Source organism: Paenibacillus caseinilyticus (genome assembly GCF_027533645.1).
GTDB lineage: Bacteria > Bacillota > Bacilli > Paenibacillales > NBRC-103111 > Paenibacillus_G > Paenibacillus_G caseinilyticus.
The window spans coordinates 108,665-123,488 of the sequence record NZ_JAQAGY010000013.1; the positions used below are offsets into that span (position 1 = coordinate 108,665).

Annotated in this window: 13 protein-coding genes; 2 read left to right on the top strand and 11 right to left on the bottom strand. The window is 58.2% G+C overall.

Annotation, left to right across the window (positions count from 1 at the left end):
• Positions 1-27: 27 nt before the first annotated feature.
• The 4 genes from O9H32_RS19360 to O9H32_RS19375 are packed head-to-tail and all read right to left on the bottom strand — an operon-like array spanning position 28 to position 3,835.
• On the bottom strand, positions 28-702 hold the full coding sequence (locus O9H32_RS19360) for an SGNH/GDSL hydrolase family protein (RefSeq protein WP_269867769.1): 675 nt from the start codon (positions 700-702) through the stop codon (positions 28-30).
• 60 nt (positions 703-762) lie between these two features.
• Positions 763-1,593, bottom strand: coding sequence for a carbohydrate ABC transporter permease (locus O9H32_RS19365; RefSeq protein WP_269867770.1), 831 nt, complete (start codon positions 1,591-1,593; stop codon positions 763-765).
• Positions 1,593-2,465 (bottom strand): carbohydrate ABC transporter permease, encoded by an 873-nt coding sequence (locus O9H32_RS19370; protein WP_269867771.1) that lies wholly within the window; start codon positions 2,463-2,465, stop codon positions 1,593-1,595. The genes O9H32_RS19365 and O9H32_RS19370 overlap by 1 nt, the downstream gene beginning before the upstream one ends.
• A gap of 23 nt (positions 2,466-2,488) precedes the next feature.
• Positions 2,489-3,835 carry an ABC transporter substrate-binding protein gene (locus tag O9H32_RS19375; protein WP_269867772.1) on the bottom strand — a complete coding sequence of 449 codons (1,347 nt, stop codon included), beginning with the start codon at positions 3,833-3,835 and terminating at the stop codon, positions 2,489-2,491.
• 194 nt (positions 3,836-4,029) lie between these two features.
• Between O9H32_RS19375 and O9H32_RS19380 the strand changes: the two genes are divergently transcribed.
• Positions 4,030-5,805, top strand: a complete 1,776-nt coding sequence (locus O9H32_RS19380; protein ID WP_269867773.1) for a cache domain-containing sensor histidine kinase — start codon at positions 4,030-4,032, stop codon at positions 5,803-5,805.
• Between the two features lie 32 nt (positions 5,806-5,837).
• Positions 5,838-7,361, top strand: coding sequence for a response regulator (locus O9H32_RS19385; protein ID WP_269867774.1), 1,524 nt, complete (start codon positions 5,838-5,840; stop codon positions 7,359-7,361).
• Between the two features lie 48 nt (positions 7,362-7,409).
• Here O9H32_RS19385 and O9H32_RS19390 read toward each other — a convergent pair whose 3' ends face one another.
• The 7 genes from O9H32_RS19390 to O9H32_RS19420 all read right to left on the bottom strand — a co-directional run bounded on the left by O9H32_RS19390 (position 7,410) and on the right by O9H32_RS19420 (position 14,548).
• Positions 7,410-8,048 carry a hypothetical protein gene (locus O9H32_RS19390; RefSeq protein ID WP_269867775.1) on the bottom strand — a complete coding sequence of 213 codons (639 nt, stop codon included), beginning with the start codon at positions 8,046-8,048 and terminating at the stop codon, positions 7,410-7,412.
• Between the two features lie 240 nt (positions 8,049-8,288).
• Positions 8,289-9,209, bottom strand: coding sequence for a CPBP family intramembrane glutamic endopeptidase (locus tag O9H32_RS19395; protein ID WP_269867776.1), 921 nt, complete (start codon positions 9,207-9,209; stop codon positions 8,289-8,291).
• Between the two features lie 424 nt (positions 9,210-9,633).
• Positions 9,634-10,410 carry an ABC transporter ATP-binding protein gene (locus O9H32_RS19400; protein WP_269867777.1) on the bottom strand — a complete coding sequence of 259 codons (777 nt, stop codon included), beginning with the start codon at positions 10,408-10,410 and terminating at the stop codon, positions 9,634-9,636.
• 84 nt (positions 10,411-10,494) lie between these two features.
• The gene (locus O9H32_RS19405) at positions 10,495-11,322 is read right to left on the bottom strand and encodes an ABC transporter permease (protein ID WP_269867778.1); all 828 of its coding nucleotides are present in this window, start codon (positions 11,320-11,322) and stop codon (positions 10,495-10,497) included.
• Between the two features lie 5 nt (positions 11,323-11,327).
• Positions 11,328-12,494, bottom strand: a complete 1,167-nt coding sequence (locus O9H32_RS19410; protein WP_269867779.1) for an ABC transporter substrate-binding protein — start codon at positions 12,492-12,494, stop codon at positions 11,328-11,330.
• A 118-nt stretch (positions 12,495-12,612) separates the two neighbouring features.
• Positions 12,613-12,846: a 4Fe-4S dicluster domain-containing protein gene (locus O9H32_RS19415; RefSeq protein ID WP_269867780.1), complete on the bottom strand. Its 234-nt coding sequence runs from the start codon at positions 12,844-12,846 to the stop codon at positions 12,613-12,615.
• Complete coding sequence (locus O9H32_RS19420; RefSeq protein WP_269867781.1) at positions 12,830-14,548, bottom strand: fumarate reductase/succinate dehydrogenase flavoprotein subunit; 1,719 nt, start codon at positions 14,546-14,548, stop codon at positions 12,830-12,832. The genes O9H32_RS19415 and O9H32_RS19420 overlap by 17 nt, the downstream gene beginning before the upstream one ends.
• Positions 14,549-14,824 lie beyond the last annotated feature (276 nt).

A 14,824-nucleotide genomic window follows, 5' to 3' on the forward strand; every position in this document is an offset into this window, starting at 1 on the left:
CCTTCCTCTTCAAGAATGCTGTAACTTTCACTTCGGATTCCTACCTTCATCGGATCCTCCGCTGCCCGGCACGAGCTGCGCATCATAGTATTCCAGCCACCGGTTCTTGAGTAACGCATGGCCAGCCGCTGTCGGATGAATCCCGTCCCACAGCCAAAAAGCCGCGGGCGCCAGCTCGCAGGCATCGGTGAAGCTTTGCTGCAGCGGAATATACCCCAGGCTGTACTCCTCCGCCAGCTTCCGGAGTTCTTCCTGCTTGCGCTTCATCTGTGTATCCCAGACCTGCCACTCCAGTGCCGCACGTCCTGCCGGAAGCAGGAACGGTTCACAGATCACCAGCGTGGAGTCAGGAAGGAACTCTCCCGTATCCTCGATCAGCCGGCGGCAGGTTCGCCCGAACCGGTCCGGCCCTCCGTCCCGTCCCCGGCTGACCTGGGCGCCGGCATCATTGACGCCGACGAGGAGGGAGATGAGGTCCGGCTGCAGCAAGAGGGCATCCTCCTCCCAGCGGGCGTACAGATCGGCTGCGCGATTGCCGCTTACACCCCGGTTGATCATATGCGGAGCGCGGGCCGGTGTACGCAAGCCAAGCTCCGCAGCAATCAGATAGACATATCCGTGACCCAGGATATGATTCAAGTCCTCACTGCGGCCGCGGCCGCCGTCGGTAATCGAATCGCCTTGAAACAATACCGTTCTCATTCGGCACTCATCCTCTCCTTCTTGTTCCTTTACGTTATCGCTGTCCCGAGCCGCGCCCTTCTACCCTTTGATGGCTCCGGCCGTCATGCCGCTGACAATATACTTCTGCGCGAGGAGATACAGGATCAGCACCGGCAAGGAGGTCAGGGTCAGATCGGCGAATACCAGATTCCAGTCCCGGCTGAATTTGCCGTAGAAGTTATACACCGACAGAGGCATGGTCCAGTTGGAGCTGTCGGTCAAGAAGTAGATCGGAATCGTAATATCGTTCCAGACGGACATGAATACCATAATCGCCACCGTGGCATTGACCGGCACGATCAACGGGAAGATGACCCGCAGGTACACATCGAACATGTTCGCCCCTTCCAGGAAGGCCACCTCATCCAGCGCTCTCGGGATCGACTTCATGAATCCCGCGTACAGGAAGACGCTGAAGGCACTGTTCATCGCCGTGTAGATCAAGATCGCGCTGGTGATCGTCCCGTACAGGCCCAGCCACTGGACCACCCGGATCGTGGTAATGATCGAGACGGGCGCGATGAGTCCCATGAAGAAGAACAGGTAGATGAGATGGGCGAGCCGCGTATCCCGGCGCACGATCACGAGCGCGGCTGCAGAGGTCGTGATGATGTTGAGCAGCGAAGACACGCCCGAGATCAGCATGCCGTTCCAGAAGGCGCGGAGCAGTCCCCCTTGTTCAATCACTTCCAAGTAATTGGAGAACATCCATTGACGCGGCAGCCGCAAGGAGAAGTCCAGCACCTCCGCGCTGGTCTTGAAGGAGCCGAGCAGCATAATCAGCAGCGGGGCAATGATCGTGAACGCCAGAAGGAGCAGGACCGCTTCCACCGTAACCGTTCTCCAATCCATTTTACGAAAAGACCTCATTATTCCTGCACCTCCCTGCGGCGCATATAGAGGAGCAGCGGAATGGATATCAGAGTCACGGTCACGAACAGCAAGGTATTCACGGCCGTTCCCAGCCCCCAGTTCCCTTCCCCGAACGCTCTCAAGATTATGGTCCCGATGACCTGGGAGGCGTTGCCCGGTCCCCCGCCGGTCAGGACGAAGACCTCCGAGAATACCTTCAGGCCTCCGATCAGGGTCAGCATGACATTGATATTAATCGCCGGCCACAGCAGCGGGAGCGTGATGTGGAGGAAGCTCTTCCAGCTCCCCGCCCCGTCGATCCGCGCCGCTTCGTAATAGTCCTTCGGGATCGACTGCAGCCCCGCCAAATAAATAGCCATCTGAAAGCCGGTATACTGCCAGATTGACAATCCGCTGATCGTCAGCATGATGACGGAGGGGTCGGTCAGCCAGGCCATCTGCAGAAAGCCAAGACCCGCGCCATCCAGCATCTGATTGAGGAGCCCCTCCGAACGGAGCAGCGGGGTGAACAAGAGAGAGATGACGAGCACACTGATGATCGACGGCGCATAGAACACCGCCCGCAGCCCGCTCTTCATCTTCAGGTTCATATTCAGCGCTACGGCCAGCAGAACCGCCAGCACATTCTTGCCGATCACGGTGACTACGGCGAATATCAGGGTATTCTCCATCGCCAGAAGCAGCGTCTCATCCGAAAAGATGCGCACGAAATTATCCAGCCCGTTCCACTGCACCTCCTCAGAGTCGAGACGCCAATCGGTGAAGGAATAGAATAGTCCGATGACGGTGGGCAGTACATAGAAGACCACATACAGCAGAAGAGCCGGCAGCAGCAGATAATAGGAATACAGCCGTTTGGTAATGCCCATGGGATCACACTCCCTGTCTCAACTTAAAAACCCGGCATTTTTTTGTCTTTCATAAGCAATCCGAATTTCTTATCCCAAGCGGCATACACCTCTTTGGCCGTCTTGCCGCCCGCATACATGTCCTGGTACCCTTTCCACAGCTCCGAGATATCGACAGGAAGGTAGGCGTCCATCGTCATCGTCGTCCGGTTCGTCTTCAGATACGTAGCCACGATGGCCTGCTTATACGGCGGCAGCTCCGGCGTCTGAATATCCTTGAAGTTCGATATGTATTTGTTCGCCGTCACGATCTGCTGCCCTACGCTCTGCGAGGCCAGGTAGTCCAGGAACTTCTTGGTCTCGGCCAGATGCTTGGCTTTCTTCGGGACGAACAATTGTCCTCCCAGCGGACTGATGCCCAGATCCGCTCCGTCGGCATAGGGAATGGCGAAGAGCCCTAGGTGCAGGTTCGGGTCCTTCTGGTAGGCGTCGTTAATGAGCCAGTCCCCCATCGCCATCATGGCGACTTCCTTCTTCAGGAATTTGCCTACTGCCATGTCGTAGCTGTCGCTGAGCACGTCCTTGTTCGTATATCCCTTTTTGAACAGATCCAGCTGCTGCTGCGTGATAGTCTCGAAGGCGGGAATCTCGGTCCATTTGCGCTTGTTCGTCGTCAAGTCCTCCCACAGCTTGGGATCGTTCTTCTTGGCATAATCCGCCAGAGCGGCCGCCGTCCAGATGTTCGTTGCCCAAGAATCTTTGAAGGGCATGAAGATCGGGGTAATGCCTTTGGCTTTGATTTTCTCGCAGACGTCGAGCAGCTCCGTATAATTCTTCGGAACGGACAGTCCCAGCTCCTTGAAAATATCCTCGTTGTACACCATACCCTGCTGTCCGGCATCCTGATTCAAGTGAAACGCATAGATGTGCCCGCCGGACGAGAGCACCTCCTTGTTCATCAGTCTGGAGGCCCAAGGCTCCTGATCGAGCACCTCAAAATTTTTGCTGAGATTGAGCTCCCGCTCCGCGCTGACCAGGTTATACAGAATAAGATCCGGCACTTCGCCTACGGCCAGCTTCGTCTGCATGATGGTGGAGATTTGCTCGGAGGGAAGCATCTGGATATTGACATGAATATTCGTCTGCTTCTCGAATTCCGCGAGCAGCGCTGGATTGGCATAAGCCGCATTCTCCGAGCTTTTGCCCAGCGCGAATTCAATGGTTACCTTGCCGGATTTCGTGGAAGCGGCCTCGTCAGTGCTCCCTGCCGTGCTCCCTGCCGTGCTCCCAGTGCCTGCTCCCGGGGTCGTCCCAGATGCACAGCCCACCAAAGAAACCGCTGTCAATAGTGCCAGCGAGCCTATTGCGACGCTTCTATTGCCTGGCTTCAAACTGAACCCCTCCATCAATTTAATATTAGGAAACTCTTTGCAATCCCAATTATAGGTCAGCCTTCCAGCCAAGTACATGTTCGTGGTTGACAGTTGCCGTGTAATATTCTGAACCGAACCAGACTTGTTAACCGCTTACATCAGGTGATATAGTAGGGGTGTTCTTCATCCCACAGGAAGGAAGGCGCACGCCATTGAATCCCTTGCTCGGCAAGAAGCCGCTGCAGCTCAGCCTCCAGCACCGGCTGTTCGCCACCTTTGTCATCCTCCTGGTATTCATTCTCGGCTGCTTCCTGGTCTATGTGAATCTCCTCGTCATCCAGCCGCTCAAGGAAAGGACTGTGCAGGACACCCTCTCAACGGCCGTCAAGGTATCCCATGATCTCGACAGCTATATCGCCATGCAGAACCAGCTGTCCCAGCGCGTCTTGTCGAGCCGGGATATATTCACGTTCCTATATGAGGCGTTCGTCCAGAAGCCCGCTGTTACGATGGATGACCTGACTCAGAAGCGGGTGCTGAGCGATATTATGTTCCGAGCCATCGGGCCTACCCTGAATGTCCACGATATGGTGATCTACAGTCTCCAAGGCGACCAGCTCGCCTCGTATGTCGGATACAACGACCTGCCTGCACTCGGACCGGTGCTGAGCAGCGATACGTTACGCCGGTCCCTCGAAAAGAGCAGTTACATCCTCTATGCGCCCAAAGACAAGCCGGTGTCCTTCATACGCTCCATCGTCGATGTCAACGGCACCGCCTACGGCTATCTGTCCATCCAGATGGACTCTCGTGACCTGCAGGCCTTGACAGAATCCGGTCGTACCGCTGAAGTATTCGTGATGGACGACAGCGGAGAACCCGTCTTCTCCTCTTCCGGGGCCGGGGCCGCCATGCCGAAGCCGGGCAGCGGGGAACCTGCGGGGGCAAGCGGCATCTATAAGGATCCGGCCGGCAATTATGTCGCCTATCATCCGTCGGCGGACACGGGATGGACGGTCTATGTCGTCCGGCCGGGGGAGTCCGTTCTGGGCTCGGTGAATTCCGTCAAGAATGCGGCTGTCCTGCTCCTTGTCTCCCTGGCGCTGTTCTCTTTCCTGTACATCTACTTCACCTCCAAGAGTCTGGTGCTGCCGGTCCGGCGGATCCGCAGCCAAATTCTGCGGCTGGGCTACGGCAATCTCAGCCTCCGATTGGACAGCCGGCTGTACAATAACGAATTGCTGCTGTTGAATGAAGCGTTCCGCGAGCTGTTCGAACGGCTGCAGGCATCGGCCGAGCGGGAGAAGCTCGCGGTGCATAAGGAAGCCATGGCGCGCCATTCCGCCTTGCAGGCGCAGATTGCTCCGCATTTTATCCACAATGTGCTCTACCTGATCAGCATCGCGGCCCAGGAGGGCAAGAAACACGCCGTCAGCGAGATGTGCAAACACTTGTCCGACAGTCTCAGGTATGTGGTCTCCTCGCCTTACGAGCATGTGACCTTAAGGGATGAAATCGAACATACCCGGCATTACCTGGCGCTGATCGGACAGCAGTATGAAGACGATCTGGTCTGGGAGATGGACATCGATCCTTCGGCAGAAGGGATTCTGCTGCCCCGGCTGGTCATCCAGCCGTTCGTAGAGAACTGCATCCAGCATGCCTTCGATCAATCGGACCCTCCCTGGCACATCCGGATCAAGGCCAAGCTGTATAACGGACTGTGGGCGATCGAGATTTCGGATAACGGCAGCGGCTTGGAAGAGCCGAAGATCCAAGAAATTCTGGGCAGGATCAATGACTCGGACCCGGAGGGCCGAGAGACCGAGGGGATGCCGGCAGGCATCGGCAATATGGGGATCGTGAACACCGTGAGCCGTCTGAAGCTGATGTATGGCAACCGGCTCTTCTTTAATCTATACAATCATTCCGGCGGGCAGGGCGCCTCTATCCAGATCATCGGTTCGTTGACCCGCGACTTTTATTAGACTGTTACCTTATTCCCCGGGAGGAACCTCTCATGTATCAAGCTCTGATTGCAGAGGACAGCAAGCCGATTGTGCGCCATCTGACAAGTCTGCTGGAAGCGTCGGGGCTTCCCGTGCAGGTCGCTGCCACGGCGGCGAACGGCGAAGAAGCGCTGGAGCTGTGCCGGCGCCGCCCGGTCGACATCCTGCTCACGGATATCCGGATGCCCAAGATGGACGGGCTGACGCTCATCGCCCGGGCCAAAGAAATCAACGCCAAGCTGAAAACGGTGCTGATCAGCGGGTATAACGATTTTGAATACACCCGGAAGGCCCTGAACCTGCAGGTGTGCGATTACCTGCTGAAGCCTGTGGACCGTGCGGAACTGGTGGAAGTGATGGAGCGGATCGTTGCCCGGCTCGAGGAGGAGCGCCCAGGAGATCGTTCCGTGCTGGAGGGCATTGCTGAGCAGGGCTCCGGCGGACATCCGTTGGCACTGGATGCCGCGTTCCTGGCGGAGTCCAAGCTCCTGTGGGTGGTCCGCAGGCAGATCTTCACGCCCCCGTGGGATCCCTTGGCACCGGCGGAGATGCAGACCAGACTGGCGGAGATCTTCGAGGGATCGCCTCACTGGCTGTTCCGGGCGCTGGATCCCCGGGAACTGCTGGTCTTCACGAACGCTTGCTCCGCAGACCACCGCCGCCCCGCCACTCTCATGGACATGATGCAAAGCCGGTTGGAACAAGGGGGAAGGCACGTCTCTATCGCCTGCCGGCCGGAACCGGTGGACCCCAAGAATCTGGCTGCAACGTACAAAGAAATGTCCCGCCTGTTGAAAGAACGGTCCACCTTGTCCAAGCCCCTACTGCTGGATACCAGCCTTCCGCTGCCGGTACCGGCGAGCCCCGCCGAAGCAGACATGGACCGCTTGGCCGGTGTCTATACGGGCATGATCCAGAAGCTGCAGAAAGACCGGTTCCTTCTCCAGCTCTCCGAGCAGCTGAACAACTGGGCGGACACTCCTCTTCCCGACTGCCGGCTCGAGAGCTTCGTGTACCGGCTTGCTGCCGCTTTCGAAGTCTCCTCCAGTCCGCTTGGGGAGCAGGAGCTCAGGAATTCGGCCGAGCAAGCCCGGAAGCTGCTGGAGCTGCCGAGCTACGCCAGCTTTTGCTCCCGCCTGCTCGCCTACTCTAGCGAATGCTTCGAGCGGCTGCAGGCTAGCAACCGCAAAGGCGGCAGCGAGCTCTTCCAGCACATCGAAGCGCATCTGCGGTCCAACCTGTATGCACAGGTGACCATGACCGATCTCTCGGCGAGGTTCCATGTAAGCCCCTCCTACATCTCGCGGATCGTAAAGCGTTATTCGGAGAATACGTTCGTGCAGTATTACCTCCAGCTGAAAGTACGGGAAGCCCAGAGACTCATGAAGGCGCATCCGGACATGAAGTTGAAAGACATCTCCGATGCGCTCTGCTTCCACGATCAGCACTACTTCTCGAAGGTGTTCAAGGAATATGCCGGGTGCAGTCCGTCGGAGTACAAAGCGGCGTTTCTTGTGGAGGGGCTAGAGGAGTAGGACGTGTCTTCAATCTGTAGATTCCAGGAGACCTGATGACGCGGGGAGTTACTTGGATAACCAAGCCGAGGCTGCATCATCGGCTTTGATCCAGGCATGGAGCTGTTCTAAATACAAGTAACACTCCCTGTTATGATATTGGACATTAGCCATCAAATGAACACCGGGAAAATCACTAGAGATCATTTTCAACCACTCATCTCCTGCCGATTCTTCTTTCACATTCAAGGGAAACTCCGGGTTTAAAAATGAATGTTGTATCTTCTGAGTAACAAGAGCATCCTTGGTAGACTTTTGTAAAGAACTCCCTTTATAGCTTTCTATTTCGGTAATCCTAAAATACTTTATATCCAAAGGGAGTGCCGTGCTTTTTCTCAAGAGCATAGAGGGTGACATGTCCCCGCCATATTCCAATAGAAGCCGGTCTGCTTCTCCCTGTCCCTCAATGGCGTAAATGGAGTTCCCTTCGGATGTTCTTGCCATTTGGGATCCTCTACTCACCTCGCGAGGGACATCGACGATTTGATCTCGTATGTAAGAAGAACCATGAAAAAATATCATTTCCCCTTCTTCCAAGGCAATCTCATAGCGATTGGCATCCCAGATGAAATAAAGAACAGACATGGTCATTATTATAAGGATTGAAGCAGTAATCCATATGAATTTCTTGTTATATACCATATGCAACCCTTTCCCATCCTGTAGGTGATCTATTCCAGCAAGCCTCGAGATGAGGCCTCATTTCTCAAACCATATTTTACCATAATTCCAATTTTTATTATATACTTATTCTTCAAATGAAGAATGAAGATGAGATCATAAAGAACGGACGATCTGATATACAGATCATCCGTTGTCGAAAGACGGGCTGAGCAACAGCAATCGGTCACTGTCCTTTCTCCAGTCCCCTGTCCTTCAGGCTGGCTGTCAACCCTCCGGCGTGCTGCCATTCCAATCGACAGGCGGCTGCTTCCTCCTCAGCGACCACCACAGCAGCACGAGCACACTCAGGACGATCGAGCCGATATACACCAGAAAATAACCGTTCGTCGATACATATTCCACCTCAACGATAGCAGAACTGTCCGGCACGACAATGTACCGGACGGTCTCCAGCCACGCCAGATGGTAGCCGATGCACATCCACAGATTCCCCGAGAGAATACGGCTGAGCTGAAGGGCCGTGCCGAACACAACCAGGGTCAGGATATATTCGAAGGTAATCGCATCCCATGTGGCGAGCCCGGCGGCGGCCAAGACCGCGATCAGCGCGACGGGCGCAAGCACGAAGAAGATCACCTGAAGCACAAGGGCGAGCCAGCGCGGCAGACGGGTGTTCAGGTTCCGGTAGATGTACCCGCGGAAGGCCAGTTCCTCCGGCAATGCCTCATAGAACAGCGCGATCGGCAGATTGATCAGGATTAGGAGCAGCGTTGCTGCTGGCAGATGAAAAGCAACCACCCGGAGCCATCCGAGCGCGCTGCCGGTCAACAGCGCCACCCCCGCCATAGCAAAGAGCAGACCCGCCCCGAGAAGCAAATACGGCAAACCGGAAGGCAGCGGACTTAAGCCGAGGCCGCTCCAGGGCCTGCGATCGGCGAACCTTCTCAGGAGGTAGATCAGCGGGACAGCGACGCCCGTCGTAGCTACGGCGAGCAGAATCTGGATACCGGTTCTCGGCAATTGGCAGGACTCCGCGACCTGTGCGACAGCAACCGCCAAGCCCAGTGCGGCCACGAAGGAAAGCCACCCCAGGATGACCCGCCAGGGCATTCCGATTCTCCCTTCCCCGTCCCGCAGCAAGCTCCCGGCCGGCCCGCTTTGCCCTTCGTTCATTGATTTGTCCATGATGCATCATGCTCCCCTCTGACTGACAAGTCGGTGCCAAACTCTATCGGGTGACCCTACTATATATAGTCCGTCTTATAGAGTTGTGTGCTGGGTACGGACCCGATTGTCAGGGGAGAGGAGGATATCCGCCGCTGTTTCTTTCGCAGAGCGAACCTGATTGGGAAGCCAGTCTCCATCCGGCCAGCCCGCTTGCCCTTATGCAGTGTGTTGCTGTGTCGGGGATCGGTTTTCTTACAGCGGCTGCAGCGGGGATGGTATGGATTGCCGTAAAGGTGAATGAGCGAAATGGCGGCTCGACCGATCGAAACTAAATCAGTTCTGTGCGTATGCTTCCGGGAATCAGCTATTACATTCACCGGAGCGCATGCCGCCCTATGCAGCAAAGGCTGCCGACCATGGTCGGCAGCCTTTGCTATAAGGGTTACGCGTCTTCTCCAACGAGAGCAGGATCGGCGGTAAGCCGGGCCAAGACTGAGGCGCGCAGCGCGGCGAACTCCCCGCTCTCCCTTCGCCGGGGGCGCGGCAGCGTGACGGGCACGATCCCCCTCACACGACCGGGATGCGGTGTCATCAGCACGATGCGGTCGGCAAGGTAGACCGCTTCTTCGACATCGTGCGTCACGAGCACGAAGGTGATCCGCTCCCGCGCCCAGATCCCGAGCAGGTCGTCCTGCAGCTTGTGGCGCAGCATGGCGTCAAGGGCGGCGAACGGCTCATCCATGAGCAGCAAGCGTGGGCTCAGGCAGAGCGAGCGGGCAATCGCCACCCGCTGGCGCATGCCGCCGGAGAGCTGCTTAGGGTAGAAATCACCGCATTCCTCAAGTCCGAATAGCTGTAAGTAACGGGCTATCGTCTCCTCCCGTTCCTTCTTCCGGGTACCGCGCATCTCCAGGCCGAAGTCAATATTCTGCCGCACGGTCAGCCAGGGGAACAGCGCATAATCCTGAAAGATCAGCCCCCGCTCCGGCGAAGGGCCGGCCACCTTGCGTCCGAAAGCCTCAATCTCTCCGCTGACCGGCTTCTCCATCCCGGCGATAAGCCGGAGCAGGGTGCTCTTGCCGCAGCCGGATGGTCCGAGCAGACAGAGGAATTCTCCCTCCCGGATCCCAAGCGTGATCTCGCGGAGCACATCATTGCCGGCCGCGCGTCCTCCCTGCCGGGCGTACGAATGCGTGACTCCACGGATATCCACATGCATGCAGGTTCCCCCTTTTTCTCCCGAAGTGATGAAACAGGGATCACATCTCCCTATGAACGAACCCATGAATCCCTCTCCGCCCCGCTACATCCAGCGGAGCACTTGATGCTGGATGACCCTTACCAAGGCTGAGGAGCCGAAGCCGAGCGCACCAATCGTGAACATGCCGATCATCGACTGCTTATAATCCATGAGGTGGTAAGCGGACCAGGTCGAATACCCGATGCCGAGCTGGCCCGACATCATCTCCGCGGTGATGACGCCCATCCAGGAAGCGCCGATCCCGACCGACAGCCCGGTGAAGATCTCCGGAGCCATCGCCGGAAGATAGACGCGCCATAGGGCCCGCAGCGGACCACAGCCGAGAATCCGGGCTGCCTGCACGAGCGACGGAGGCACCCGTCTTGCCGCATCCCGGGAGGAGATCAGGATCGGGAAGAATGCTCCGATGTAAGTGATGAACAGAATGCTGCTCTCGATGGACCGGAACAGCAGCATCGCCACCGGCAGGTAGGCAATGAGCGGGATCGGCCGGAACAGCTCCAGGTTCGTGAAGAGCGTGTCGCTGGCCGTCCGGGACAGGCCGCTGAAGAGGCCCAGCGGTACGGCGGTCACCAGCCCGAGCGCGATGCCGACGAGCACCCGGTAAGAGCTGATGCCGATGTCCTCGTAATAGGCAGCTTGACCGAGGCTCTTGGCCCAAGCCGCAAGCACATCGACGGGCCTGGGCAGATTGCCCAGCTGAAGCGGCCACATGAGATTGGCTTCCACGGCCAGATGCCACAGCAGCAGGAAGCCGAGTACAGACAAGCCGCGCAGGGCATAGGACCTGCCCCGGCCGGGAGTGTGATGCCGCACGCCCTTGCCGGGCAGCGGTGCGGCCAGTACGGCCGTATCGTTATGGCTGCTCACTTAGGCTACAGCTCCTTTCCCCGGAGCCACTCGCCCGCCCGCTCCGTCTCCGTCAAGTACGGAACCTTCAGCGATTCGGCGGCTTCGCGCAGGTAGTTCTCGTCCACGAAGGGCCCAAGCTCCAGCTTCTTCTCGAGCTTGCCCAGCCCGCTCAGGAACTGGATACTGCCGTCCAAGGTCCCGAGGTCCTTCGTATAAACGGCGGCATCGAAGCGGATGTTCTCGACCATCTTCCGACATACCTCGGGCGGGAACTTGCTCTCCTCCTCGAAGATCTTCGCTGTCTCCTCGGGATGCTCCTTGGCGAATTGGTGCGCCTCGATCAGCGCCCGCAGGAAAGCGGTGACGTAGATCCGGTTCGCCCCCGCCCAGTCCTTGTTCGCCACGACCCCGGCCAGGTAATCGATCTTCGTCGCCTCGCCCGGCTGCAGGATGGTGCCGATCCCCTTGAGGCCGATCAGGCTCGGATACGGCTCCCACGTCGAATGGGCGGCCACCTTCCCCTGCTCGATGCTCTGCATGCCCACCGTCACGGACTGGTCGACGATCTTGACCTTCTCCGCGAGGCCGTGCTGCCGCAGTGTCTCCAGCAGCATCCGGTGGGAGGAGCTGCCGATCGGCGTGGAGACCGTCTGTCCCGCCAGATCCGCCACCTGCCGGATCCCGCTGCCCTTCGGCACGACGATCGCCTGGTTCCGGCCGAGCTCGCCCTTGCCGTCGAAGGCCAAGAAGACAGAGTGGTAGTTCGGCTGAGTCAGCCCCATCACACCGTTGAGCAGCGAGGGCATATCGCCGAGGATGCTCAGCTGGATTTTGCCGCCCACCATGTTATTGTTAAGGATCGATCCCGCGGTCGCATCGAACCACTTGACCTCCACTTGGTCCGCGGGCGCCAGCTCCTTCAGATGCTTCTCGTACAGCTTGCGGTTCTTCATAATCAAAGCGCCCCAGGTCTGGGCCGTGGGCGACTGGTAGCCCACCGTTACCAAAGCCTGCTTGCCGGCGGCCGTCCCGTCTCCCGAAGCGGCAGCCGGTTTGGCCGAAGCCGTCACATCGCCGCTTGTGCCTGTCCCTTGTCCTGCGCCGCAGCCGGTAAGTGCCGCAGCTATCGCCAGGGAGGCAAGAAGCAGCGCCCCCCGTCCTTGTCCTGCCCGTGATCGCTGCCTGATCATGGTTCACTCCCCTTTCGTTCTATCCGGATGGGAAAAGCCCGGGCCCCCGGGCCCAACAGACGGGACCGGAGCCCGACTTCTTCTGTCTCAACTACGATCTCATCTGCTATCCCATCACCTATCTCACAAGATAAGGCAGATTGACGCGGACGGCATCCACAGGGCAGTCCGTCTGGCACGGAGTGCAGTACCAGCATTCGTCGTATTTCATATAAGCTTTGCCGTCTTTGTCCAGCGCGAGGATGCCCATGGGGCATACCTGGACGCAGATGTCGCAGCCGATGCATTTGTCCCGGTCAATAATGACGCTAGCTTCCGTGCGCTGTCCGACCGCTTTAGCCGACATGTTCATGCGGTTTCACCTCCTCGTGGTTGGGTGCGTCCGGCTTCTCTACAATGTAAGGCGGCAGCTCCTTGGTATACAGTTCGAGACTTCCGCTGTCTCCCTTGCGCACGATGACGCGCTTCAGCCAGTTGGCATCGTCGCGCTCCGGATAATCGAGGAAGTAGTGGTAGAACCCCCACCGGCTCTCCTTGCGGAACAGCGACGCCTTGGCCATCATCTCGGCGCAGTCGACGATGCTGTGGATCTCCATGGCCCGGCCGAGCTCGTGCGCGTCCCGCGCGCCGAGCTGCTGCAGATCGACCTTGCGGAAGTGCTCGATCTTCTCCAGCGCGATATCCATCTTCGTGATGGTCTTCGGCGGCATCAGATAATCGGTAACGATGCGTCGGATCTTGTATTCGACCTGCTGAGAAGGCACCCCGTCAGGCCGGCTCAGCGGCTGATACAGGCGCTCGCGCTCCGCTTCGATCTGCGCAGGGTCAGGTTCCTGTTCGGACTGAAGGGCGGCAAAGGCAGCCGCATTCGTACCGGCGATCTTGCCGAAGGTCAGCGCGCCGAGCAGGTACTGGTGCGGCACGCAGGCCATATCGCCTGCTGCATACAGCCCGGCCATCGACGTCTCCGCCTCGTGGTTGACGAGTACGCCGGATGCGCTGTGGCCGCTGCACAGCCCCACTTCGGAGAAGTTCAGCTCCACCATGTCCGTGCGGTAGTTCTTGCCACGGCCTTCATGGAACCGGTCCCGGCTCGGCCGCTCGTTGTTATGGAGAATCGATTCGATCTCGGAGATGATGCCGTCTTCCAGATGGGTGAGCTTCAGGTAGAGCGGCCACTCGCCCCGGTTCTTCAGCTTCCACATGTTCATGATGAGCTCGCCGCTCCAGTAGTCGCAGCCGGTCACCCGCTCTCCCTTGGCGTTGGCCGTATAGCCGCCGAACGGTCCCGCGACATAGGCGCAGGCCGGCCCGTTGTAGTCCTTCATCGTCGGGTTGATCTGGTAGCACTCGATCCCCGTGAGCTCCGCCCCCGCGTGGTAGGCCATCGCGAAGCCTTCCCCGGAATTCGTCGGATTCTCGTATGTGCTGTAGAGATAGCCCGAGTCAGTGAGCCCCATCCGCCCCGCTGCACCGGCGGTCATGACCACCGCCTTCGCCCGGACGATGATGAAGTCGCCATTCTTGACATCAAGGCCTAGAGCGCCGATAACCTGGTTGCCGCGGGTCAGCAGCCGGGTCGCCATGACGCGGTTCACGACCTTGCAGCGCATCTGCTTGACCTTCTTCGCCAGAATCACCTTCAGATCGCTCGCTTTGGGCATCGGCAGCACATAACGCCCTTTCCGGTGGACCCGGTGAACATTGTAGTAGCCGGTCTCATCCTTCTCGAAGTCGACGCCCCACGAGTCGAGCTCCTGCACGATGCCGAAGCATTCGGAGGCTTGGCGGTACACCGCCCGCTGGTCGATAATCCCGTCGTTGGACTCCGTAATCTCAAGCGTATATTCCTCCGGCGTCGCCTTGCCCGGAATGACCGCGTTGTTCAGTCCGTCCATGCCCATGGAGATCGCTCCGCTGCGGCGGATATCCGCCTTATCGAGCACGAGCACGTTCAGCTCCGGGTTCGCCTGCTTGGCTTTGATCGCCGCCATCGTTCCTGCGGTCCCCCCGCCGATGATCAGCACATCCGTCGTGTACTCTCTTGTCTGCATCCTTCGGTCCTCCTCCTTCGGTGTCTCTGTTTCACGGCCTGCTTATCAGGTATGAAGCCAGGCTCGAAAGCCCAGTACAACCATTCCGATAAAGCCGCTCGTTTTTATTGGCTTGAATGCAATGTACCATGCCTCATGCCGTGCATCCATCCGGTGAGGAGGAATGCGCAGGAATGAGGATGAATGAGGATCTCGCCCAAAGTTTGCCAAAAACAGCCAAGTCCGTATATGCCGCCAATCATTAGGGAAGGAAGCTGCACGGGCGTTCAGCCGCAC

Coding starts and splice junctions, on each gene's coding strand:
- O9H32_RS19420 (WP_269867781.1), bottom strand. CDS start 14,548: ATGCAGACAAGAGAGTACACGACGGATGTGCTGATCATCGGCGGGGGG.
- O9H32_RS19385 (WP_269867774.1), top strand. CDS start 5,838: ATGTATCAAGCTCTGATTGCAGAGGACAGCAAGCCGATTGTGCGCCAT.
- O9H32_RS19365 (WP_269867770.1), bottom strand. CDS start 1,593: ATGAGGTCTTTTCGTAAAATGGATTGGAGAACGGTTACGGTGGAAGCG.
- O9H32_RS19400 (WP_269867777.1), bottom strand. CDS start 10,410: ATGCATGTGGATATCCGTGGAGTCACGCATTCGTACGCCCGGCAGGGA.
- O9H32_RS19415 (WP_269867780.1), bottom strand. CDS start 12,846: ATGAACATGTCGGCTAAAGCGGTCGGACAGCGCACGGAAGCTAGCGTC.
- O9H32_RS19395 (WP_269867776.1), bottom strand. CDS start 9,209: ATGGACAAATCAATGAACGAAGGGCAAAGCGGGCCGGCCGGGAGCTTG.
- O9H32_RS19360 (WP_269867769.1), bottom strand. CDS start 702: ATGAGAACGGTATTGTTTCAAGGCGATTCGATTACCGACGGCGGCCGC.
- O9H32_RS19370 (WP_269867771.1), bottom strand. CDS start 2,465: ATGGGCATTACCAAACGGCTGTATTCCTATTATCTGCTGCTGCCGGCT.
- O9H32_RS19410 (WP_269867779.1), bottom strand. CDS start 12,494: ATGATCAGGCAGCGATCACGGGCAGGACAAGGACGGGGGGCGCTGCTT.